Origin of the sequence: Nocardia macrotermitis, assembly GCF_009604405.1 — a bacterium.
In the GTDB taxonomy this organism is placed as follows: Bacteria; Actinomycetota; Actinomycetes; order Mycobacteriales; family Mycobacteriaceae; genus Nocardia; species Nocardia macrotermitis.
Map to the genome: position 1 here is coordinate 208,446 of NZ_WEGK01000002.1, position 22,766 is coordinate 231,211.

Genomic DNA, 22,766 nt, shown 5'->3' on the forward strand with positions numbered 1-22,766 from the left:
GGTGCTGTGTCTTCGGCCTCCGCTTCGCTGCGGCGGGTTCGCGGCCCCCTGAGGCTCACCGCTGAGCCCCGTGTCGGGCACTCGTTCCTCGCACCCGCCACGCGTCCGACCGGCGAGCCGGGCCGCGAACTCTGCTGTCGGCGTTCAACGGGGTTGGCGGAACGAGGTATTGATCGAGGTGAGCCCGAGGGTTCTGGAGGGTGGGGTGCGCGGATAGTCTCTGGCGTATGAGTGATGTGACGCAGTGGGAATATGCGACCGTGCCGTTGCTGACGCATGCGACCAAGCAGATCCTGGATCAGTGGGGTGCGGACGGCTGGGAGTTGGTCACGGTGTTGCCGGGGCCGACCGGTGAGCAGCACGTGGCGTACCTGAAGCGGGTGAAGGGCTGATGGGGCAGCTCTGGCAGGAGAACCTGACGCGGCTCGGGCTCGAGATCCCGGCGGTGGCCGCACCTGCGGGCGCGTACATTCCGGCGCTGCGCAGCGGGTCGCACGTCTACACCTCGGGGCAGTTGCCGTTCGTCGGCGGTCAGCTCTCGGCTGTCGGCAAGGTCGGCGCGGAGGTGAGTCTCGAGCAGGCCAAGCAGGCGGCGCAGTTGTGCGCGCTCAACGCGCTGGCTGCTGTGCACGATCTGGTCGGGCTCGACTCGGTCGTGCGGGTAGTGAAGGTCGTCGGATTCGTCGCCTCCGCACCGGGATTCAACGATCAGCCGCTGGTGATCAACGGCGCCTCGGAACTGCTGGGCGAGCTGTTCGGCGAGGCCGGGGTGCACGCGCGCTCCGCGGTCGGCGTCTTCGAACTGCCCAGGAACACTCCCGTCGAGGTGGAACTCATCGTCGAGGTGAGCTAGTCGACGGTGCGGGCGGCGGCGAAATGCGGTAGGCAGGAATGAGATTCGCGCCGAGCGAGGCAGAAGGACACAGCATGACGCTCACCCATCCGGCCTACGGGCAACTGCGTACGGTCACGCCGACCGCATCGGTCCTGCTGGCGAACAATCCCAACCAGATGACGTTGCAGGGCACCAACACCTGGATCCTGCGCGCCCCCGGACGATCCGATTGCGTCGTGATCGATCCGGGGCCCAAGGATCGCGAACACAGCGAGGCCGTCGCGCGCGAAACCGACGGCAATATCGCCCTCACCCTGATCACCCATCACCATCACGACCACACCGGCGGCATCGATCGGCTGACCAAGCTGACCGGAACCACGGTGCGCGCGATGGAACCGGAACATCTGCGCGGTTCGGTCACCCCGCTGACCGACGGCGAGATCATCGAGGCGGCCGGACTGCGCATCACGGTCCTGGCGACCCCCGGGCACACCACCGATTCGGTGAGTTTCGTCCTCGACGACGCGGTCCTCACCGGCGACACCGTGCTCGGCAGCGGCACCACCGTGCTCGAATCCCGCGACGGCGCACTGGGCGACTACCTCGCCTCGATGGACCGCCTGCTCGCGGTGGCCCCGGGCCGGGCCCTGCTGCCCGCACACGGCCCCGATCACCCCGAAGCGGAACCCGTGTTGCGCTACTACATCCAGCACCGTCAGGAACGTCTGGAACAGGTGCGCGCGGCCCTGCGCGAACTGGGCCCAAACGCCAAACCGCTGCAAGTCGTCGCGAAGGTCTACGCCGACGTCGACAAGAAGCTCTGGCCCGCGGCCCGCAGCTCGGTCAAGGCCCAGCTGGCCTACCTACGCAGCCAACAGAACTGAGCGGACGGCCGCCGGACCGGTAAACGCATCCGGGGCCTCGAACGGCCCCGGATGACGTCACAGATGGCGCAAATGCGTCAGCGCGCGCGACGCGCCAGCCGCTCCGAATCGGAGATCAGCACACTCTTGCCCTCCAACCGCAGCCAACCGCGGTGCGCGAAATCGGCCAGCGCCTTGTTCACGGTCTCGCGGGAAGCGCCGACCAGCTGGGCGATCTCCTCCTGGGTGAGGTCGTGGGTGACGCGCAGCGCCCCGGCCTCCTGCGTGCCGAACCGCTGGGCCAGCGTCAGCAGCGCCTTCGCCACGCGTCCGGGGACGTCGGTGAAGATCAGGTCGGCGAGGTTGTTGTTGGTGCGGCGCAGGCGGCGCGCCAGCACGCGCAGCAGCTGCTCGGCGATCTCGGGGCGCTGATCGATCCACGCCTTGAGCGCATCGCGGTCCATGGTGACGGCGCGGACCTCGGTCACGGTGGTGGCGGTGGAGGTGCGCGGGCCCGGGTCGAAGATCGACAGTTCGCCGAACATGTCCGACGGGCCCATGATGGTCAGCAGATTCTCCCGCCCGTCGGGCGAGCGGCGGCCGATCTTCACCTTGCCGGAGGTGATGATGAACAACCGGTCGCCCGGCTCACCCTCGTTGAAGATGATGTGTCCACGCGGAAAGTCCACGGGCTGTAGTTGTTTGGCGAGAGCGGCCACTGCGGTGGGCTCGACGCCTTGGAAGATGCCTGCTCTGGCGAGGGCCTCGTCCACGAATGTGCTCCTTATGGGAATTGACGGTGTACTGGCGGCGCCAGCGGGTCCCTACGTGGTGACGACGCAAGCTGCCGCCTGCGGGCCCGTCGCTGTCGCCCCGGTCTGGGATCGGAGCGGCCGACAGTGCAGTCTACTTTGCATTCGGGCAGGCTAGTGACAGACACCACGTAGATGCGGTTGGTGAAACGACCGCGATGCCCGAATGGTTCCCGCCGCCCGCGTGTTTTCCGCGACGCGGCGTGGCGGATCAGCTGGCCTGCGCGACATCCAGTTCGTCGCCGCGGGCACGCCTACGGCCGGTGTGGGCCGCGGCGGCCGGGACACCCAGCTTCGCGAGCTCGTTGACCTCGGCATTGCTGGCACGTTCGAGGTATTGCTGGACCTCTTCTTCCGGTTCGAGCAGTTTGCGAAGCCGATTTTCGACGCGTTCCATGAACAGCGCGAACAGCATCAGCACCACCGGGAAGAGCACCACAGCGAGTCCTTGCATATCGAGGAGTAAACACGGAGAAGGTCTCAGATGGAACACGGGAGGCATTCTCTGTCGCCTCGATCACGCCGCGAACGTCGCTGTGGCACCCGCGATCGAGTCGATTTCCCCGGGTCGGGCACCGCATCGGCGGGATGTTGTCGGAGGGGTTCCGTATGGTGGACGCGTGCGTAAGCCCGCCACCTCCGCTTCCAGCGCCGCCGCCGAGCCGCAGCGGCGCGACACGTCGGCCGCCCGTGCGGCCAAATTCGCCGCCGAGACCAGGTTGGGCCTGGTCCGCCGGGCGCGCCGGATGAATCGGACACTGGCCGTGGCATTCCCGGATGCGCACTGCGAGCTGGATTTCACGAACCCGCTCGAATTGGCGGTCGCCACAATCCTTTCCGCGCAATGTACCGATGTCCGGGTGAATATGACCACGCCCGCGCTGTTCGCCCGCTATCGTGACGCGCGCGCCTATGCCGAGGCCGATCGCACCGAACTCGAGGAGTACATCCGGCCGACGGGCTTCTATCGCAACAAGACGTCCTCGCTGATCGGCTTGGGCCAGGCGCTGCTGGAACGGCACGACGGCGTACTTCCGGGAAATCTGGACGAATTGGTCGAATTGCCGGGAATCGGTCGCAAGACTGCGAATGTCATTCTGGGTAACGCGTTCGATGTGCCCGGCATCACAGTCGATACGCATTTCGGGCGGCTGGTGCGGCGCTGGGGCTGGACCACCGAGGAGGATCCGGTCAAGGTCGAGCACATCGTCGGCGAGCTGATCGAGCGCAAGGAGTGGACCATGCTCTCGCACCGGGTGATCTTCCACGGTCGCCGGGTGTGCCATGCCCGCAAACCCGCGTGCGGCGCCTGCCTGCTGGCCAAGGACTGCCCGTCCTTCGGGGCCGGGCCGACCGATCCGGTCGCCGCGGCCGCACTGGTCAAGGGACCGGAGGCGGAGCATCTGCTCGAACTGGTGGGCCGGTGAAGTCGATTCCCACGGCCTGGCGATGGACGTTCGTCGGTCTGATCGTGATCGTCGCGCTCGCGGTGGCGCTGTGGCCGCGCGCAGCGCACGAAAACCTGCCCACCACAACGGCGACGGCGATGAAGGTGCCTGCCGCCGTGAGTGGCGGGCAGCGCTCGGCCGCCGCCCTGGCCGATTGCCCGACCGCCACCGCGCCGGGCCCGGCCAAGGGGCCGCTGGCCGGTATCGGCCTGGACTGCCTGGCGAACGGTCGGCAGGTGGATCTGGGCGCGGCGCTGGCCGGTAAACCCGCGCTGCTGAATCTGTGGGCGTACTGGTGCGCGCCCTGCGCCGAGGAACTGCCCGCGCTGCAGCAGTTCGCCGATCGCGTCGGCTCGGCGATGACGGTGCTCACCGTGCACAGCGATCCGAACGAGTCGATGGCGCTGGCCCGGCTGCAGGACCTGAAGGTGCACCTGGCGGGTGTCGAGGACGGCGACGGCCGGGTGCGGACCGCGGTGGGAGCGGTTCCGGCACTGCCGATTTCGGTGTTGGTGCGGGCCGACGGTTCGATCGCGAAGGTCGTGTCGCGCCCGTTCGCCGACATCGCGGACATCAGCGCGAAGGTCGCCGCCGAACTGGGGGTGCGGGTGTGAGCGCATCGGGATCGAGCGGGGTGCGGTGGTGAGCGATCGGGGTGGCCGTCGCGCGCCCGGTACCGGTTGCGGCTACCGTGCTCGGAACCGGTCCGATGCGGTTGCCACGGGCAGCCCGGCCGCCGCGGGCGGTGATCACGGCGAGGTGGCCGGAGGAGGCACAGTGCGCGACCGCGAGGGGCGCGAGGAGTCCGGCGCGCGTCCGGAGCTGGTGACCGAGGGTGTTCCGGTCTGGTTGCGTGGCGTCGTCGAGCGCGAACCGGCCGATCCGACCGGAACCAATCCGGTACTGAACCGGACGGCGATGAAGCAGGTCGTGAGTGCGGCGATGCGGCCGCGTCAGGCGTCGGTACTGGTGTTGTTCGGCGGTGCGCCCGAGGCGGATCCGGCCGCGCCGGGCGGTTTGCCCGCCGACGCGGATGTGCTGCTGACCCAGCGCGCGGCCACCTTGCGGCAACATCGCGGCCAGGTCGCCTTTCCCGGTGGCGGAGTCGAACCCGGCGACCACGGTCCGATCGACACCGCGCTGCGCGAGGCGTGGGAGGAGACCGGACTGGACCCTGCGGGTGTGGATCCGCTCGCGGTGCTGCCGAAGATCTTCGTGCCGCCCTCGCGTTTCGACGTGACGCCGGTGCTGGCGTACTGGCGCACCCCGGGTGAGGTGCGGGTGGTCAGCGAGACCGAGGCCGCGCGGGTGGCGCGGGTGCGGATCGCGGATCTGATCGATCCGGCGAACCGGTTCGTGGTGCGGCATCCGCTGGGATACATGAGCCCGGCGTTCGAGGCCGACGGCATGCTCGTCTGGGGTTTCACGGCCGGCGTGCTGGCCGGTCTGCTCGCGGTTTCGGGATGGGAGCGGGAATGGGATCCGCACGACGTGCGTGATCTACAGGCCGCACTGGCGGCAGTGGGGATGACACTATGACCTCGTCGGACTGGCTCGATATCGCGGTGGTGATCATCGCGCTGCTGGCCGCCTCCTCGGGCTGGCGCCAAGGCGCGGTGGCCTCGGCGCTGGCGTTCCTGGGGGTGATCCTGGGCGCGGTGGCGGGCATCCTGATCGCGCCGCACATCCTGGTGCACATCTCCGAGGGGCGTAAACGCGTCCTGGTCGGCGTGGTGCTGATCGTGGCGCTGGTGATCGTCGGCGAGGTGGCGGGCATGGTGCTGGGCCGCGCGGCCCGCAGCGGGATGCGCAATCCGTTCATCCGCTCGGTGGACAGCGTGGTGGGCGCGTGCCTGCAACTGGTCGCGGTGCTCGCGACGGCGTGGCTGCTGGCGTTGCCGCTGGCGTCGTCCTCGCAACCGGCGATCGCCGCCGCGGTGAACGGGTCGCGGGTGCTCTCGGAGGTCAACAAGGTCGCGCCGAACTGGTTGCGCCGGGTGCCCAACGAATTCTCCAAACTGCTCAACACCTCCGGGCTGCCGGATGTGATCGGCCCGTTCAGCCGCGCGCCGATCGCCGCGGTCGCGCCGCCGGACGGCAGCGTGCTGAACAGTCCGGTCGCGGTCAACCTGCAGCACAGTGTGTTGCGGATTCGCGGTGTCGCGTCGAGTTGTCAACGGATGCTGGAGGGTTCGGGCTTCGTCGTCGCGCCCGAGCGGATCATGACCAACGCGCACGTCGTCGCCGGAACCAACTCGCTCCAGGTCGATACCGCCAAGGGACCGCTGGACGCGACGGTGGTGCTGTTCGATCCGTCCAAGGATGTGGCGGTGCTGGATGTGCCCGGCCTGCAGGCGCCGGTGATCCCGCTGGCCTCGGAGGCGGCGACCTCGGGGGAGAGTTCGATCGTGCTCGGTTATCCGGGCGGCGGTGCGTACACTGCCAGCGCGGCCCGGGTGCGGGAGACGTTGAACCTGACCGGTCCCAACATCTACAAGAACGACACCGTCGAGCGTGAGGTCTACACGGTGCGCGGCAAGGTCCGCGCGGGCAATTCCGGTGGGCCGCTGGTGGATACGCAGGGTGACGTACTGGGCGTGGTGTTCGGTGCGGCCGTCACCGACGAGGACACCGGATATGTGTTGACGTTGAAGGAGATCAAGTCCGATCTCGATGTCGCGGCCAGTCGCACGGCCGCCGTCGGCACCGGGCAGTGCGTGCTGAGCTGACGGTTTCTGCCCTCGCTTGCCCTCGGAGATCCGCCGGGCACGCGGGGTGCCCGGTCGTGGTTCGGTCGGGGGCCGTGGTGTCGGGTGGCTCGGTAGCGGTTCGGTCGGGGGCCGTGGTGTCGGGTGGCTCGGTAGCGGTTCGGTAGGGGGCCGTGGTGTCGGGTGGCTCGGTAGCGGTTCGGTCGGGGGCCGTGGTGTCGGGTGGCTCGGTAGCGGTTCGGTCGGGGGCCGTGGTGTCGGGTGGCTCGGTAGCGGTTCGGTCGGGGGCCGTGGTGTCGGGTGGCTCGGTAGCGGTTCGGTCGGGGGCCGAGATGTCGGGTGGCTCGGTAGCGGTTCGGTCGGGGGCCGAGATGTCGGGTGGCTCGGTAGCGATTCGGTCGGGGCCGAGGTGTCGGGCGACCTGGTAGCGATTCGGGCGCAGGGAGATGTGCCCGGTGGCCGATCGTGGTTCGGGCGCTATCCGTGCCGCTCCGAAATCGGTTGTTGCCGTTGAGAGTTCAGGACAGCAGCTTCGCCAGCTCTGCGGTGACCTGCTGCGGGCTCTCCTGATGCGCGAAATGCCCTGCGCCCGTGAGGGTTACGATGCGGCGGTTGGGGGAGAGGCGTCGGCCGCGGCGGATGGTGGCGTCGAGGATGTAGTCGTCGGATTCGCCGCGCAGGGCCAGGACCGGGATGTGGACCGGCGCGCGCATCGCGGACATGAAGCGGTGGCCGTCCGGACGCCACTGGCTGCGGAACGCCCAGCGCTGATATTCCAGAGCACAGTGCGCGGTGCCGGGAATGCGGATGGCCGCGCGCATGCGGCGGGCGGTGTCGACGAATTCGGCCGATCCGGACCAGCCGGTTCCGGCCCGCTGCCGCAGCAGTCGTTCGACCTCGAAACCGTCCTGCGCGGTGAGCAGGCGTTCGCCGTAGCGGGGCGGCTGATAACGCAGGAAGTTCGGCAGGTAGGTCCGGCGTTGCCGCCCGTCGCGCAGCACGGCCTGCTTGAGCGCGGCCGGATGCGGGGAACTGATCACCGCGATCGACCGCACCAGCCGCGGATGCAGGACCGCGGTCGCCCAGCACACCAACCCGCCCTCGGCGTGGCCGACCAGGGTGGCGTCGGTGTGGCCCAGGGCGCGGACCAGTCCGGCGATGTCACCGGCCAGGGTCCAGCCGTCGTAGCCGCGCGGCGGCTTGTCCGAATCGCCGTAACCGCGCAGATCCACCGCGACCGCGCGGAAACCCAGTTCGGCCAGTCCGGTCAACTGATGGCGCCAGGACCACCAGAAGTCGCCGAACCCGTGCAACAGCAGCACCAGCGGGGCGGTCGTCTCGGCCGCTACCGAATCATGCGCGCGCGCAACGGATCCGGGCGCGGCCTCGGCGATGTGGAATCGAATGCCGTTGGCATGCACGTCCTTGTGGGTCCACGGTCCGTCGTAGCGGACGCTCGACGGATCCGGACTCGGGGTAGACGACACGCCGGAAAGCGTAATCGGCGCGCTATCGACCCGACGTGCCGACCGCATCGTCGGCGTCCACGGCGTGCGCGCCGAGTCCCTGCGGCAGCACGCTGCGGGTCTCCTTCAGGGTGCTGATGGTCTTGGCCGGCGCCCGCAGCTTGCGCACCTTCAGATATCCGAGCAGGGCGAATGCGACTGTCGCCACGATCATCAGCGCGAACACGATCAGGAACGCCGCCCACCGGTACAGCCACACATCGAGCAGTTCGGCGAGGAAGAAGAAAAAGAAGAAGCTGGAGAACAGCAGGATGGTCAGCGCGACGATGAAGTAGACGCTGCCCTGCACACCCTTGCGGATCTCCCCGGTCACCTCGGCCTTGGCCAACGCGACCTCGGCGCGGACCAACGTCGACATCTGTTCGGTGGCATCGCGAACCAGGTCTCCGATGCTCGCGGTGCGCGTGGTGTCGACCTCGGACAGCGGAATAGAGGTAATGGCCCGGCCACCGTCGCCGCCCTGCCCGTTACCGCCCTGTGTGAAGCTCAATGCTCGACCCTTCTCCCTGTCCCTGTGCTGTCCGGCTCGGGCTCGGTGCACGCCGCCGAACTCCGTCGTATACCGCCCGCCGCAACAGTAGCGCCGAACCGTTGGAACGCGGCGCTGCACCATCACCAACACGCCATTACCGGCGCGGCTTGTCGTTCAACCCGGCAAGCGCATGGTCCAAGGGCGAACCACACCACCATAGAGCCGACGTCTCGGCTCAACGTAACCACCAACGCGCCCAGCGGCGAATCGTCTCCGTCCGGCCGGGAGTTGCCCGCGAAGCGAAAGGCTCAACAAGCCAACCCCAAAGGTTTTCGGCGCGGCTCGTCGTTCAGCCCTCGAAGCGCAAGACCCAAGGCAGAGTCCCGAGGGCTGAACGACGAGCCAGCAAGCCACCGAGCCAACCCAACGCAACAACCAACGCGCCCAGGGGCGAATCGTCTCCGTCCGGCTGGAAATCGCCCGCGAAGCGAAAGGCTCAACAAGGCCAGCTCCAAGGGTTTTCGGCGCGGCTCGTCGTTCAGCCCTCGAAGCGCATGGCCGAAGGCCGAGTCTCGAGGGGTGAACGACGAGCCACACGGGCGCCGAAAACCTGCCGCAGCGGAGCGGAGGCCAAAGACACAGCGCATGGCCGAAGGCCGAGTCTCGAGGGCTGAACGACGAGCCACACGGGCGCCGAAAACCTGCCGGAGCGGAGCGGAGGCCAAAAATACAGCCCTACCAGTTGGTCTTCTGGGTGCGGATGGCCTCGAAGACGTTGGGGTCCACGAGGGTTGAGGTGTCGCCGAGTTCGCGGCCCTCGGCGACGTCGCGCAGCAGGCGGCGCATGATCTTGCCCGAACGGGTCTTGGGGAGCTCGGGGACGATGTGGATCTCGCGGGGCCGGGCGATGGGGCTGATCTCGCGGGACACTTCGGCTTTGAGTTCGGCGACGAGGTCCTGGCCGGTGTTCTTGGCTTCGGCGGTGAGGATGACGAACGCGACGATGCCCTGGCCGGTGGTGTCGTCGCTGGCCCCGACGACGGCGGCCTCGGCGACGCCGGAGTGTCCGACGAGGGCGGATTCGACCTCCGCGGTGGAGATGCGGTGTCCGGAGACGTTCATGACGTCGTCGACGCGGCCCAGCACCCACAGGTCGCCGTCGGTGTCGAGTTTCGCGCCGTCACCCGCGAAGTACCAGCCCTTGTCGCCGTAGCGATCCCAGTAGGTGGCCTGGTAACGCTCCATATCGCCCCAGATGCCGCGCAGCATCGAGGGCCAGGGCTGATCCAGTACGAGGTAGCCGTTGGCCTCGGTTTCGCCGAGGGTGACCGGATTGCCTTCCTCGTCCACGACTTTCGCCGAGATACCGGGCACCGGGGTCATGGCGGCGCCGGGTTTGGCGGTGGTGACGCCGGGCAGCGGGGAGATCATGATCGCGCCGGTCTCGGTCTGCCACCAGGTGTCCACGATGGGTGCGGTGTTCGCGCCGATGACCTCGCGGTACCAGCGCCACGCCTCCGGGTTGATCGGCTCGCCGACCGATCCCAGCACGCGGATCGAGGACAGATCGTGCGCGTCGGGAATCTCCCGGCCCCACTTCATGAACGTGCGCACCAGCGTGGGGGCGATGTAATAGATTGTGACGCCGTACTTTTCGATGATCTGCCAGTGCCGGTGCTCATCGGGGAAGTTCGGGGTGCCCTCGTAGACGACCTGCGTGGTGCGGTTCGACAGCGGCCCGTAGACGATGTAGCTGTGCCCGGTGACCCAGCCGATATCGGCGGTGCACCAGTACACGTCCTGTCCCGGTTTGTGGTCGAAGACGTTGTGGTGGGTGTAGGAGACCTGGGTCAGATATCCGCCGGTGGTGTGCAGGATGCCCTTGGGTTTCCCGGTCGTGCCCGAGGTGTACAGGATGTACAGCGGATGCTCGGCCTCGAACGCCTGGGCCTCGTGTTCGGTGCCGGCCCCGGCGACGGTGTCGTGCCACCACAGGTCGCGGCCCTCGGTCCAGGGCACCTCGATCTCGGTGCGGCGCACCACGAGTACGTGTTCGACGCTGTGCGAGCCGCCGATCAGCGCCTCGTCGACGGCCTCCTTGAGCGGGGCGGCCTTACCGCGACGCCACTGCCCGTCGGTGGTGATGACCAGGCGGGCGGCCGCGTCATCGATCCGCTGCCGTAGCGCACTGGGCGAGAATCCGGCGAACACCACCGAATGCGTCAGCCCCAGCCGCGCGCACGCGAGCATGGACACGATCGCCTCGGGAATCATCGGCATGTAGATCGCGACCCGGTCACCGGCCCGCAAACCCAGCTCGGTCAGGTAATTCGCGGCCTGCGACACCTCGGCCAGCAACTGCGCGTAGGTGATCGCGCGTGCATCGCCGGGCTCACCCTCCCAATGGATCGCGACCTGATCGCCGTGCCCGTCGATGACGTGCCGATCCACACAGTTGTAGGCGACGTTCAGCTTCCCGTCCCCGAACCAGCGCGCGACGGGGGCGTCGTCCCAGTCCAGCACCCGGCTGAACGGCTCGTGCCAATGCAGCCGGTTGGCCTGCTCGGCCCAGAACGCGTCACGGTCCGCGGCGGCCCGGTCGTACAGGGACGCATCGGCATTGGCCGCGGCGGCGAATTCCGCGGTCGGCGGATACGCCTTCAGGTGATCAGCGGTGTTCTCGGTCATCTCGCCTCTTCTTTCGCATGCTTCAGCCGGGGGTGAGCGCGGCCACATTCCGACAGTAACGGACCGCGACACCTGTCGTGGGCGGGTCCCGAGGGTCGATCCGGCGTCGACTCCGTTGTCCGGTGCGTCCCGGCGTGTCGGCGGCGAACTCGGCGCTGTGCCTAGGCAATTGTGCAAGGTGTCAACCGAATCGCCCGCAATGGGTCGGTCATGTTGCCGGTTTGCTAACAGGACGCGCGAACCGGGGTGGATCCGCTGACAACATCCGGTTGTATGGCTAATGTCCGATTCACATCTGGCGATCGACCGGCCCGTGCATGGAGACCCCGTGCACGCCGCCGGTCGTCTCGCCCGTCCTGGAATCGGGAGAATGCGTTGAGAGTCAAGACGATTACCGCGCTGGCCGCGGCGGCATTACTGGCGGCAGGTCTGGTACTGACCGGCTGTTCGTCCGGGGGCGGTGTGGACGAGGGGGTGGTGACCACGTTCGCCTCCGAACCCCAGAATCCGCTGGTCCCGACCAATACCAACGAGAACATGGGCGGTCGCGTGGTGGACCGGCTGTGGGCCGGGCTGAAGTACTACGACGCCGACGGCAACGCGCACGACGAGATGGCGCAGAAGATCGACACCACCGATCGGCAGCACTACACGATCACCATCAAGCCGGACTGGAAGTTCACCAATGGTGAAGCGGTGACGGCGAAGTCGTTCGTCGACGCCTGGAACTACGGTGCGCTCAGCACCAACGGCCAGAACCAGAACTGGGCGTTCAGCCTGATCCAGGGCTACGACGACCTGTCCACGAATCCGCCCAAGGCACAGACGATGTCGGGCCTGAAGGTGGTCGACGACCACACCTTCACCGTGGACCTGAAGAACCCGTCGATCGACTTCACCCTGCAACTGGGCTTCGCGCCGTTCTACCCGCTGCCCAGCGTCGCCTACAAGGATATGAAGGCGTTCGGGGAGAACCCGATCGGCAACGGCCCGTACAAGTTCGCGCGCGATGGCGCCTGGCAGCACCAGGTTTCGATCGATCTGGTGCCGAATCCGGACTACCACGGTGGCCGGCCCGCCAAGAACAAGGGCTTGCAGTTCAAGATGTACCAGAGCTACGAGGCGGGCTACAACGACCTGCTCGCGGGCAATCTGGACACCATCGACCGGATTCCGAACAACGCGCTGACCACGTTCAAGAAGGATCTCGGCGACCGCGCCATCGTGAAGCCGACCGCGCAGAGCGAGCACATCGGCATCCAGAGTTCGCTCCCGCACTTCGGCGGTCAGGAAGGACTGTTGCGGCGCAAGGCCATTTCGATGGCCATCAACCGGGAACAGATCTCCGACACCATCTTCCACGGAACCAAGGGCCCGGCGAAGGACTTCACCGCGACCACGCTGCCCGGCTTCAACCCGAACGTGCCGGGTAACGAAGTGCTGCAATACAATCCGACCGAGGCGAAGAAGGTGTGGGCCGAGGCCGACGCGATCTCGCCGTGGTCCGGCAAGTTCGAGATCGCCTACAACGCGGACGGTACGCATCAGGCGTGGGTCGAGGCGACCGCCAACAGCATCAAGAACACTCTCGGTATCGACGCGTCGGGGACTCCGCTGCCGACGTTCAAGCAGATCCGGGATCAGGTGCACAGCAAGACGATCGGCAAGGCGTTCCGTTACGGCTGGCAGGGCGACTACCCGTCGATGCTGGAATTCCTGACCTCGCAGTACCAAACCGGTTCGGAGACAAACGATGTCGGCTACTCCGATCCCGAGTTCGACAACCTGCTGGTGCAGGCGCAGTCCGCGGCCACGCCGGAGGATTCCTACAAGGTGATCACCCAGGCCCAGGCGGTGCTGTTCCGCGATATGGCCGATATCCCGGTGCTGGATTACAAAGGCACGGGCGGATATTCGGTGAATGTGAAGTCGGCAAAGCTCACCTGGTGTGGGTTGTTCGACTTCGAGAACATCGTGAAGAACTAGTTGCACGGAGCCGGGGCCGCGCCGACATTCCGCCACCGGCGGTTCGGCACGGCCCCGGCCATCGACCGCGGAGGCACATATGGCCTGGTACGTTGTGCGGCGACTGCTTCAGATGATTCCCGTTTTCATCGGGGCGACGCTGCTCGTTTACGCAATGATCTTCCTCATTCCGGGTGACCCCATCCGGGCACTGGCCGGTGACAAACCGATGACGCCAGGACTGGAGGCCGCACTGCGTGCTCGCTACCATCTCGATCAGCCGTTCATCATTCAGTATCTGGACTATCTGAAGGGGATTTTCACCCTCGATTTCGGCACGGCGTTCTCCGGACGCCCGGTACGCGACGAACTGGCCCGCGCGTTCCCGATCACGTTGCGGCTCAGCGTGATCGCGATCCTCGTCGAGGCGGTACTCGGGGTCGCGTTCGGTCTGGTCGCCGGACTGCGCAAGGGCAAACTGTTCGATTCGACGCTGCTGGTGATCAGTCTGGTCATCATCGCGGTGCCGATCTTCGTGGTGGGTTTTCTCGCGCAGTTCCTGCTCGGGGTGAAATGGGGGATCGCGCCGGTCACCGTGTCCGGTAAAGCGCCCTGGGGACAGTTGATCGTGCCGGGGATCGTGCTCGGGTCGCTGTCGTTCGCCTATGTGCTGCGACTGACCCGAAATTCGGTGGCGGAGAACATGTCCGCGGATTACGTCCGCACCGCGACGGCGAAGGGACTGAGTCGGCGCCGGGTGATCACCGTGCACATTCTGCGCAATTCGCTGGTTCCGGTGGTCACCTTCCTGGGCACCGATCTGGGCGCGTTGATGGCGGGTGCGGTGGTCACCGAGGGCATCTTCAATATCCCGGGGGTGGGCGGCACGTTGTTCCAGGCGGTCATCCGCGGTGAGGCGCCGACCGTGGTGTCGTTCGTGACCGTGCTGATCGTCATCTTCCTGCTCTCGAACCTCGTCGTCGACCTGCTCTACGCCGCCCTCGACCCACGGATTCGCTATGCCTGACAACGATTACGGCGTCGAGCGCCGTACCCAGGAGTACTACGTCGCACCGCCGGACGAGGTCGAGGTGCTGGCCACCGACCGGGTGCAGGACGCCGGTTCGCCGACCAGCATCTGGCGCGATGCCTGGCGGCAGTTGCGGCGCAATCCGATCTTCGTGGTCGGTGCCGTGTTGATCGTGCTGGTACTGCTCGTCGCGGCCTGGCCCCAGCTGTTCACCGGCCTGGATCCGCGCTACTGCGACACCGCGCTGAGTATGGCCGGGCACCGCGCGGGACATCCGTTCGGATTCGACCTGCAGGGCTGTGATGTGTACGCGCGCACCATCTATGGGACGCGCGCGTCGGTGCTGTGCGGTATCGGCGCGGCCGTGCTGTTCGTGCTGATCGGTGGCACGCTCGGCGCGATCGCGGGGTTCTACGGCGGGATCCTGGACGCGGTGGTGTCCCGGGTGGCCGAGATCTTCTTCGCCTTGCCGCTGGTGCTGGCGGCGATCGTGCTGATGCAGCTGCTGAATTCGCGCACGATCTGGACGGTGATCCTGATTCTGGCCGCGTTCACCTGGCCGCAGGCCGCGCGGATCGCGCGCGGTGCGGTCATCGAGGCCAAGAACAGCGAATATGTCACGGCGGCAAAGTCTTTGGGCGTTTCCCCGCTGCGCACGCTGGTGCGGCACGTGCTGCCGAACTCGGCCGGGCCGCTGATCGTGGTGGCCACCATCTGGCTGGGCGTGTTCATCGTGACCGAGGCGACGCTCTCGTATCTCGGTGTGGGACTGCCGCGCACGGTCGTGTCCTGGGGTGCGGACATCGCCGCGGATCAGCAGTCGATCCGGACCTCGGCGATTCTGTTCTATCCCGCAACGGCATTGGCGTTGACGGTGCTGAGTTTCATTCTGCTCGGTGACGCGGTGCGTGATGCGCTCGATCCCAAAGCGCGCAAGAGGTGAGGGCGAAATGACCGATGCGACACAGACTTCCGGGGAATCGGCGGCCGCGATCGTGACCTCCCAGGATGGCCCGCTGCTCGAAATCCGTAATCTCGAAGTATCTTTCACGGCCGATCGCAAACAGGTGCCCGCCGTGCGCGGGGTGAGCCTGTCGGTGTATCCGGGGCAGACGGTGGCCATCGTGGGGGAGTCCGGCTCCGGGAAATCCACCACCGCGCACGCGATCATCGATCTGTTGCCCGGCACCGGGAAGATCACCGGCGGTGAAATCCTTTTCGACGGAAAGGATCTCGCCGCGGCGTCGAGCCGGGAGATTCTCGCGGTGCGCGGAAACGGGATCGGCTTCGTCCCGCAGGATCCGATGACGAATCTGAATCCGGTCTGGACGGTCGGCTTCCAGGTGCGGGAAACGTTGGCGGCCAATGGGATCGCGCATGGCAAGGAGGCCAAGCAGCAGGCCGTCACGCTGCTCGAGCAGGCGGGGATGGAGGACGCCGCGAATCGGGTCAACCAGTATCCGCACGAGTTCTCCGGCGGTATGTGCCAGCGTGCGCTGATCGCGATCGGGCTGGCGTGCCGGCCGCGGCTGCTCATCGCCGACGAACCCACCTCGGCGCTGGACGTCACGGTGCAGCGGCGCATTCTCGATCACCTGGACGAGCTCACCAGCGAGTTGGGTACCGCGGTCCTGCTGATCACCCACGACCTGGGTTTGGCCGCCGAACGTGCCGAACACCTGGTGGTGATGTATCGCGGCCGGGTGGTGGAATCCGGTCCGGCACTGCGGATTCTGCGTAATCCGCAGCACGAGTACACCAAGCGGCTGGTGAGTTCCGCGCCGTCGCTGGTGGCGCAGCAGCGCGCGTCGGTGAGTCGGCGCGCGGAGGTGCGGGAACGGGCGGTGCACGTCGCCGAGCAGGTGGCCGCGGCCGATGCCGAGATCGCCTCGGTCACCGACGACGTCCTGGTCGCCGACCGGCTCACCAAGGTGTACAAAGTGCGCGGCGGATCCCCCTGGAAGACCACGGAATTCCGTGCGGTGGACGAGGTTTCGTTCCGGTTGGCGCGCGGGACCACGATGGCGATCGTGGGTGAATCGGGGTCGGGGAAGTCGACGGTCGCGAAGATGGTGCTGGGTCTGCTGGATCCCACCTCGGGCACGGTCACCTTCGAGGGCAAGCCCGTCGCGGATCTGGATCGCAAGGGCGCGTTCGCTTTTCGACGTCGCGTGCAGCCGATCTTCCAGAACCCGTACGGCTCACTGGATCCGATGTACTCGATCTACCGGACCATCGAGGAACCGTTGCGCACGCACAAGATCGGCGATGCGGCGCAGCGCGAGGCGAAGGTGCGCGATCTATTGGACAAGGTGGCGTTGCCCGCGTCGGTGATGCGGCGTTATCCGAACGAGCTGTCCGGTGGGCAACGTCAGCGCGTCGCGATCGCCCGCGCGCTGGCCCTCGAACCCGAGGTGGTGGTGTGCGACGAGGCGGTCTCGGCGCTGGACGTGCTGGTCCAGGCCCAGATCCTGACCCTGCTCAACGAGTTGCAGGCCGAGTTGGGGTTGTCGTATCTGTTCATCACGCACGACCTGGCCGTCGTCCGGCAGATCGCCGATGACGTGCTGGTCATGCAGAACGGCAAGGTCGTCGAATCGGCCACCACCGACGAGGTCTTCGCCGCGCCGAGTCAGGAGTACACCCGCAACCTGCTCGAGGCCATTCCGGGCCGGGATCTGCTGACACTGTCCTAGCCGGACACGGACGCTCGAGTAGCGTGTGCGTTCGTGACTGATGTGCTGCAACCCCTGGCCGACCTGCCCGGCGTACGCGACGCGGCCGATCGCGCCCGTGACGCGTTGGCCGAGGTGCATCGGCATCAGGCCAACCGGCGGGGCTGGCCGACGACGGCCGCGGAGGCCGCGGTGCGGGCGGCGCGGTCCTCGGCGGCGATCGACGGCGGTAGTACCGAACTGCCCGAACCCGGGAGTGTCGGGGATCCGATCCTGACCGGCGCGTTGCGGGTCGGGCAGGCCCTCGACGGCGAGGCGCTGCAGAATCTGGTCGGCGTCTGGCAGCGCGCGCCGCTCCAGGCACTGGCCCGATTGCATCTGCTCGCGGCCGCGGATCTGGTCCAGGACCCTGAACAGCTGGGACGTCCGCGCGTGGGTGGGGACATCGCCGAGCGGCTGGATCTGCTCGCCCAGACCGTGCTGACCTCGAACGCGCCCGCACCCGTCATCGCGGCGGTGGTGCACGGTGAGCTGCTGGCGCTGCGGCCGTTCGGCGCCGGTGACGGTGTGGTGGCGCGGGCGGCCTCGCGGCTGGTCTCGGTGTCCAGTGGGCTGGATCCGCACAGTCTCGGGGTGCCCGAGGTGTTCTGGTTGCGGCGTCGGCAGGCGTATCTGGATGCGGCGGCCGGGTTCGGCGCGGGCACGGTCGAGGGCGTCGGCGGCTGGGTCGTGTTGTGCTGCGGGGCATTCGAGGACGGGGCGCGTGAGGCCCGGTCCATCGCCGACAGCGTCTGAGGGCGGGTAGCCTACACACCGAAACGGGCGGCGTGTCGTCGACGACCTCACCGCCCGCTAGCACGGACCACCTGGTTACCAGGCGTGCTTTCTGGGGTTGTGTATTCCGCGGCCTCGGCGATTCTCCGGACCCTGGCGGTTCATCCCCGCAACCTGTGCGAGGCCATTGCCGACAAGAACCCGAATCTCGCAGGCCCACAACGCTGCTGCCCTGTCGCGGCGCGCTCCGCGTGGGTGCCCGGCGTCCGTGCTGGGAAGGGTGGGATGGGGGCCCGACGCTTCTCTTCCGCCTCGATCCTGGCCTTCCGTCCTTCCGTGAGTCCATTCTTACCTGTGAGCCGCCTCACATTCAAGACCTGCGGAAAGATTTCAGAAAGCGCGCCGACGCAGCAGCCGGTAGCTGATCGCGCCCGCGAGCAGGGCACTCACGCAGACCGCGATCGTCGCCGCGAGCGTGGTCGAGGACGGGGCCGGGATGCGCGCCCAGAGTGAGACCGGATTCGAGAACGTCAGCACCGGCCAATCGCGAGAGATGGCCTCGCGTCGCAGATTTCGGTCCGGATTGACCGCGGTGGGGTGGCCGACCGCCGACAGCATCGGCAGATCGGTGAACGAATCGGAGTAGGCGTAGCAGCGGGACAGGTCGTAACCCTCTGTGGCGCTGAGTTTTTCGATTGCGGTGACTTTGCCCTTGCCGTAGCAGTAGAACTCGACCTCGCCGGTGTACTTGCCGTCCTCCACCACCATGCGGGTCGCTTCGGTGTACTTGGCGCCGAGTGCGGCGGCGATCGGCGCGACGATCTCCTCGCCGGACGCCGAGACGATCACCACATCGTGGCCGCGGATCTTGTGGTCGGCGATCAGATCCGCCGCCTCGGCGTAGATCAGCGGATCGACCAGCTCGTGCAGCGTCTCGGCGACCACGGCGCGCACCTGGGCCACATCCCAGCCCGCGCACATCTTGGTCAGATGCTCGCGCATCCGTTCCATCTGGTCGTGATCCGCGCCCGAGAGCATGTACAGGAAGTGCGCGTAACTGCTCTCCAGGACCGTCCGGCGATCGATCAGACCCTGATCGAAGAACGGCTTGCTGAACACGAACGCGCTGGACTTGGCGATCACCGTCTTGTCCAGGTCGAAGAACGCCGCCACGCGTCCGCGATGCCCGTTCGTCTCCGATGAGTGGAGCGCTGTGCTGTGGAGTTCTGTCTGGTCGCCCTCGGCCGTCACCGGTCCAGGATAGGGAAATTTCGCCCTCGAGGGTTGCCGAGGGGCGTCGGGCCCCGCCGATCCGCGCGCCGATCGGATTTGCCGTCCCGATGCCGGATCGGCCCCGAAAACTTCCTCGCCCACTGCACTTGCGTTTCGGCCCGGTTCTGGGTGTAGTATTGCTGGCACCTGGACATAGTCCAGGAGCGTTCAGCCCGACCCCCCGGGGCTGAACCCCGACGGCCCCAGCCTCCTCCCCCCCCCGGCTGGGGCCGTCCTCTATTTCCGGACAGGTTGTCCGGGGGCGTTCCGGGTTCCCTCTGTGGTTGCGCCGATCGTTGGCGTGGTTTGCGCAGGCTGTTGCCCTGCTTTGTGCGGACTGTTGGCGTGGTTTATGCGGACTGCCGCCTTGGTCTGTGGACTGTTGCCGCGGTTTGTGGACTGCCAGTGGGGGTCTGTGGGGACTGCTGCTGTGGTCATGGTGAAGTCCCTGTGCAGTTGTCCGGGACCCGCGGTGGTCGTCCGGTAGCTTGCGCGGGCGTTCGGGGATTTCCGTGTGGCCGTTGGGGATCGGCTCGTTCGCTTCGGGCGGTGCATTCTGCGGGGAGATAGGTGGTACCGGGAGTTCTGTTTTTGCCAACACCCCCCGAGTTATCCACAACCGGCCGGTAACCTCTGGTGGCGCAACGGTATTCGGGCGAGGCTGACCTGCATGAACACCGTTACAGCGGAGCAGTCCCCGGTCCTGACACTCATCTCCGGACATCGGTTGCGCGAGGAGGTCCGGCGCATCGCGGCGGCCGCGGATCGGCAGCTGGCCGAACATTCCATGCCGATCGGCAGGTTCGCCTGGACCGAGGCCGCGCTCGTGATTCTCGACACGGCGGCCGCGCACGAATGCGCCGCGGCCGGATATCCGCGTCGCTCGGGCACCATCCTGGTCGGCGAGGGCGAGCCCGGGGCCGAGCAGTGGGAGGCCGCGATCACCGGCGGCGCCGAGCTGGTGCTCGGCCTACCGGCGGGCGCTGATCAGCTGATCGAGGTGTTCGCCGAATCCGGCTCGGCGGTCGACGGCGGTGGTGCGGTCGTCGCGGTGGTCGGCACGGGCGGCGGGGCCGGTGCGTCCACGCTGGCCGGTGCGATCGCGTTGACCGCGTCCACGATTCGCTTCCGCCCCGGCACCATCCTGGTCGACGGGGACCCGTTCGGCGGTGGCCTGGATCTGCTGCTGGGCATCGAATCCGAGGAGGGGCTGCGCTGGCCCGATCTGGTCGTCGAGGACGGCCGGGTGGCCGCAGCGACGTTGCGCGACGCGCTCCCGGAGGCCGCGCCCGGCCTGCGCGTGCTGTCCTGCGGCCGGACCGCCCCCGATGCCGCTCCGGCCGAGATCGGTCCCGGTGCGGTGCGCGCGGTGCTCGACGCGGGCCGTGCCGCGGGTGATCTGGTCGTCTGCGACATCTCCCGCGAACGCGGCCCGCACGCCGATCAGATGCTCGACGGCGCGGATCTGGTCGTGCTCGTCGCGACGCCGAGGTTGCGTTCGATCGCCGCGGCTCGCGCCGCGATGGCTCATATACGTCATCGAAATCCCAACCAGGCGTTGATAGTTCGCGGCCCTGCCCCCGGCGGTCTGCACGGTGACGAGGTCGCCGAAGCCCTCGGTATTCCCCTGCTCGCCGCCGTTCGCGCTCAACCCGGCCTCTCCGGCCAGCTCGAACGCACCGGTTTGGCCGTTCCCCGCGGCCCGCTCCGCGCAGCCGCCGAATCCGTCCTGTCTCTTCTCAGCGAGGACGACCGATGACCCATCCGTCTGTGCATCCGCCGATGCGAGAACACCCACACCCCAAGATCGTCCATAAGCGGTTATCGGACCAGGTGAACCGTATTTCGTGGCCCGAGAACCACATTCGCCCGGACACCGTTGACGGCTCTGTAAATGCAAGTGCATCAGATGTGGCCGACCGGAGTGGCGGATTCCTGCATCCGGCCGTGGGGTGCGCAGGCGTTGGATGGCTGCGGGTGTCACCGGCGCAGGTGCGGGAGGGGGTGGGTGATGGGTGCCACGGTGAGTGACGAGTTGTTGGATCGGGTGCGGGAGCGGTTGGCGGTGGAGTCGGGGGAGGCCGATCCGGCGCGGGTCGCGGCGGCGATCCGGGCCGAGGCGGGTGGGGTGCTCGGGGATACGGATCTGCTGCGGGTGCTGCGGTTGTTGCAGACCGAGATGACCGGGGCCGGGATGCTCGAACCGCTGCTGCACGATGCGCGGGTGTCGGATGTGCTTGTGACAGCGCCCGATTCGGTCTGGGTGGATCGTGGGCAGGGGTTGCAGCGCACGTCGGTGGTGTTCCCGGACGAGGCCGCGGTGCGGCGGCTGGCGCAACGGCTGGCACTGGCCGCGGGGCGACGGCTCGACGATGCGCAGCCGTGGGTGGACGGGCGACTGCCGGAAGGCACCGGCGTGCTGGGGGATTCGTTCGGCGTGCGGCTGCACGCGGTGCTGTCCTCGATCGCGCCCGGCGGCACCTGTCTGGCGCTGCGCGTACTGCGTCCCGCGAGCCAGGGGCTCGACGCGCTGGTCGCCACCGGATCCGTCCCGGCCGAGGCGAAGGTGTTGCTGGAGCGCATCATTCGCGCGCGGCTGGCATTTCTGGTCGTAGGCGGTACCGGGGCTGGAAAAACTACGCTACTTTCCGGATTGTTGGCCAAGGTCGACGCGGCCGAGCGCATCGTCTGCGTAGAGGACGCCGCCGAACTCGCCCCGCCACATCCACACGTGGTGCGTCTGGTCGCACGGCCGCCGAACGTGGAGGGTGCCGGGGCGGTGACCGTTCGCGATCTGGTGCGTCAGGCACTGCGGATGCGCCCCGACCGCATCGTCATCGGCGAGGTGCGCGGCCCCGAGGTGATCGACCTACTAACCGCGCTGAACACCGGCCACGATGGCGGCGCGGGCACCGTACACGCCAACTCCCCACGCGAGGTCCCGGCCCGGCTCGAGGCCCTGGCAGCACTGGGCGGCCTCAACAGCGCCGCCCTGCACAGTCAACTCGCCGCAGCCATCCAGGTGATCCTGCACGTGCACCGCCACCGCGACGGCACCCGCGCCCTGAGCGAGATCGGCCTGGTCGTCCGAGACCAAGACGGCCGGGTACACATCGACGCAGCCTGGCGCGCCGACGACGCACCAACTCTCGCCGCCGCACCCTTAAATCGGCTACTCGACGAACGAGACATCCGATGACACCACCGCCAGCCCTGGCCTACCCCGCCGTCGCTTCGCCGCGTCGGCTTGTCGATGAGCGGGGTGCCTGATGATGTCGCGGTTTGCTCTGGCTTGTCGCGTGTTTGGGCGGCTGGGTCGGTTGCTCGATGGACGGGAGCGTCCAATGATGTCGCCGCCAGCTCTGGCTTGTCGCGTGTTCGCGCCGCTGGGGCGGGTGCTCGATGAGCGGGGTGGCCAATGATGTCGCCGCCAGCTCTGCCTTGTCGCGTGTTCGCATCGCTGGGTCGGGGTGCTCGACGAACGGAGTTCGCAATGACGCCGCCGCTCGCTCTGGCCTGTCGGACGGTCGCGTCGCCGCGTCGGTTGCGCGATGGACGGGAGCGTCCAATGACGTCGCCGCTGGCGTTGGTCTGTCGGGCGGTCGCACGGCTGCGTTGGTTGCTCGATGAACGGGGGTTTCTGATGACGTCGCCGCTCGCTCTGGTCTGTCGCGCCGCTGGACCGGCTGCTCGAC

20 protein-coding genes are annotated in these 22,766 nt (G+C 67.6%); 14 read left to right on the forward strand and 6 right to left on the reverse strand.

Going from position 1 to position 22,766, the window contains the following annotated elements:
* Window positions 1-227: 227 nt before the first annotated feature.
* The 3 genes from NRB20_RS04855 (at window position 228) to NRB20_RS04865 (ending at window position 1,722) form a co-directional block, all read left to right on the forward strand.
* Complete coding sequence (locus NRB20_RS04855; protein WP_085997622.1) at window positions 228-392, forward strand: DUF4177 domain-containing protein; 165 nt, start codon at window positions 228-230, stop codon at window positions 390-392.
* Entirely contained in the window at window positions 392-853 is a 462-nt protein-coding gene (locus NRB20_RS04860; RefSeq protein ID WP_153408017.1) for a RidA family protein, read from the forward strand. The genes NRB20_RS04855 and NRB20_RS04860 overlap by 1 nt, the downstream gene beginning before the upstream one ends.
* 74 nt (window positions 854-927) lie before the next feature.
* Window positions 928-1,722 (forward strand): MBL fold metallo-hydrolase, encoded by a 795-nt coding sequence (locus NRB20_RS04865; protein WP_153408018.1) that lies wholly within the window; start codon window positions 928-930, stop codon window positions 1,720-1,722.
* Window positions 1,723-1,799: 77 nt separating this feature from the next.
* Here NRB20_RS04865 and NRB20_RS04870 read toward each other — a convergent pair whose 3' ends face one another.
* Both NRB20_RS04870 and NRB20_RS04875 read right to left on the reverse strand, forming a co-directional pair.
* Entirely contained in the window at window positions 1,800-2,474 is a 675-nt protein-coding gene (locus tag NRB20_RS04870) for a Crp/Fnr family transcriptional regulator (RefSeq protein WP_040817786.1), read from the reverse strand.
* Window positions 2,475-2,724: 250 nt separating this feature from the next.
* A complete protein-coding gene (locus tag NRB20_RS04875) occupies window positions 2,725-2,967 on the reverse strand; it encodes a hypothetical protein (protein WP_153408019.1) in 243 nt (80 codons plus the stop codon).
* Window positions 2,968-3,232: 265 nt separating this feature from the next.
* Between NRB20_RS04875 and nth the strand changes: the two genes are divergently transcribed.
* The 4 genes from nth (at window position 3,233) to NRB20_RS04895 (ending at window position 6,690) form a co-directional block, all read left to right on the forward strand.
* Window positions 3,233-3,940, forward strand: coding sequence for an endonuclease III (gene nth / locus NRB20_RS04880; RefSeq protein ID WP_227833257.1), 708 nt, complete (start codon window positions 3,233-3,235; stop codon window positions 3,938-3,940).
* Window positions 3,941-3,945: 5 nt separating this feature from the next.
* Window positions 3,946-4,575, forward strand: coding sequence for a TlpA disulfide reductase family protein (locus NRB20_RS04885; RefSeq protein ID WP_319944581.1), 630 nt, complete (start codon window positions 3,946-3,948; stop codon window positions 4,573-4,575).
* Window positions 4,576-4,783: 208 nt separating this feature from the next.
* Window positions 4,784-5,500: an NUDIX hydrolase gene (locus tag NRB20_RS04890; RefSeq protein WP_227833259.1), complete on the forward strand. Its 717-nt coding sequence runs from the start codon at window positions 4,784-4,786 to the stop codon at window positions 5,498-5,500.
* On the forward strand, window positions 5,497-6,690 hold the full coding sequence (locus NRB20_RS04895; protein ID WP_153408020.1) for a MarP family serine protease: 1,194 nt from the start codon (window positions 5,497-5,499) through the stop codon (window positions 6,688-6,690). Before NRB20_RS04890 ends, NRB20_RS04895 begins: the two co-directional genes overlap by 4 nt.
* A 497-nt stretch (window positions 6,691-7,187) precedes the next feature.
* On the opposite strand, the gene NRB20_RS04900 is transcribed toward NRB20_RS04895, so the two are convergent.
* The 3 genes from NRB20_RS04900 to acs all read right to left on the reverse strand — a co-directional run bounded on the left by NRB20_RS04900 (window position 7,188) and on the right by acs (window position 11,355).
* Window positions 7,188-8,156 (reverse strand): alpha/beta fold hydrolase, encoded by a 969-nt coding sequence (locus NRB20_RS04900; RefSeq protein WP_319944484.1) that lies wholly within the window; start codon window positions 8,154-8,156, stop codon window positions 7,188-7,190.
* 22 nt (window positions 8,157-8,178) lie between these two features.
* Window positions 8,179-8,685 carry a phage holin family protein gene (locus NRB20_RS04905; RefSeq protein ID WP_227833218.1) on the reverse strand — a complete coding sequence of 169 codons (507 nt, stop codon included), beginning with the start codon at window positions 8,683-8,685 and terminating at the stop codon, window positions 8,179-8,181.
* A 717-nt stretch (window positions 8,686-9,402) separates the two neighbouring features.
* Window positions 9,403-11,355, reverse strand: coding sequence for an acetate--CoA ligase (gene acs, locus NRB20_RS04910; RefSeq protein ID WP_153408023.1), 1,953 nt, complete (start codon window positions 11,353-11,355; stop codon window positions 9,403-9,405).
* A gap of 375 nt (window positions 11,356-11,730) precedes the next feature.
* On the opposite strand from acs, the gene NRB20_RS04915 reads away from it, so the two are divergent.
* The 5 genes from NRB20_RS04915 (at window position 11,731) to NRB20_RS04935 (ending at window position 17,820) form a co-directional block, all read left to right on the forward strand.
* The gene (locus tag NRB20_RS04915) at window positions 11,731-13,341 is read left to right on the forward strand and encodes a peptide ABC transporter substrate-binding protein (protein WP_227833219.1); all 1,611 of its coding nucleotides are present in this window, start codon (window positions 11,731-11,733) and stop codon (window positions 13,339-13,341) included.
* Between the two features lie 79 nt (window positions 13,342-13,420).
* On the forward strand, window positions 13,421-14,347 hold the full coding sequence (locus NRB20_RS04920; RefSeq protein ID WP_153408025.1) for an ABC transporter permease: 927 nt from the start codon (window positions 13,421-13,423) through the stop codon (window positions 14,345-14,347).
* On the forward strand, window positions 14,340-15,293 hold the full coding sequence (locus NRB20_RS04925) for an ABC transporter permease (RefSeq protein ID WP_153408026.1): 954 nt from the start codon (window positions 14,340-14,342) through the stop codon (window positions 15,291-15,293). Before NRB20_RS04920 ends, NRB20_RS04925 begins: the two co-directional genes overlap by 8 nt.
* A 7-nt stretch (window positions 15,294-15,300) precedes the next feature.
* Complete coding sequence (locus NRB20_RS04930; protein WP_153408027.1) at window positions 15,301-17,046, forward strand: dipeptide ABC transporter ATP-binding protein; 1,746 nt, start codon at window positions 15,301-15,303, stop codon at window positions 17,044-17,046.
* Between the two features lie 33 nt (window positions 17,047-17,079).
* Window positions 17,080-17,820: a Fic family protein gene (locus NRB20_RS04935; protein WP_319944485.1), complete on the forward strand. Its 741-nt coding sequence runs from the start codon at window positions 17,080-17,082 to the stop codon at window positions 17,818-17,820.
* Between the two features lie 369 nt (window positions 17,821-18,189).
* On the opposite strand, the gene NRB20_RS04940 is transcribed toward NRB20_RS04935, so the two are convergent.
* Window positions 18,190-18,972 (reverse strand): HAD family hydrolase, encoded by a 783-nt coding sequence (locus NRB20_RS04940; protein ID WP_319944582.1) that lies wholly within the window; start codon window positions 18,970-18,972, stop codon window positions 18,190-18,192.
* A gap of 769 nt (window positions 18,973-19,741) precedes the next feature.
* On the opposite strand from NRB20_RS04940, the gene ssd reads away from it, so the two are divergent.
* Both ssd and NRB20_RS04950 read left to right on the forward strand, forming a co-directional pair.
* Entirely contained in the window at window positions 19,742-20,830 is a 1,089-nt protein-coding gene (ssd, locus tag NRB20_RS04945) for a septum site-determining protein Ssd (protein ID WP_153408028.1), read from the forward strand.
* 252 nt (window positions 20,831-21,082) lie between these two features.
* Window positions 21,083-22,270, forward strand: coding sequence for a TadA family conjugal transfer-associated ATPase (locus NRB20_RS04950; protein WP_153408029.1), 1,188 nt, complete (start codon window positions 21,083-21,085; stop codon window positions 22,268-22,270).
* The last annotated feature ends 496 nt before the right edge of the window (window positions 22,271-22,766 follow it).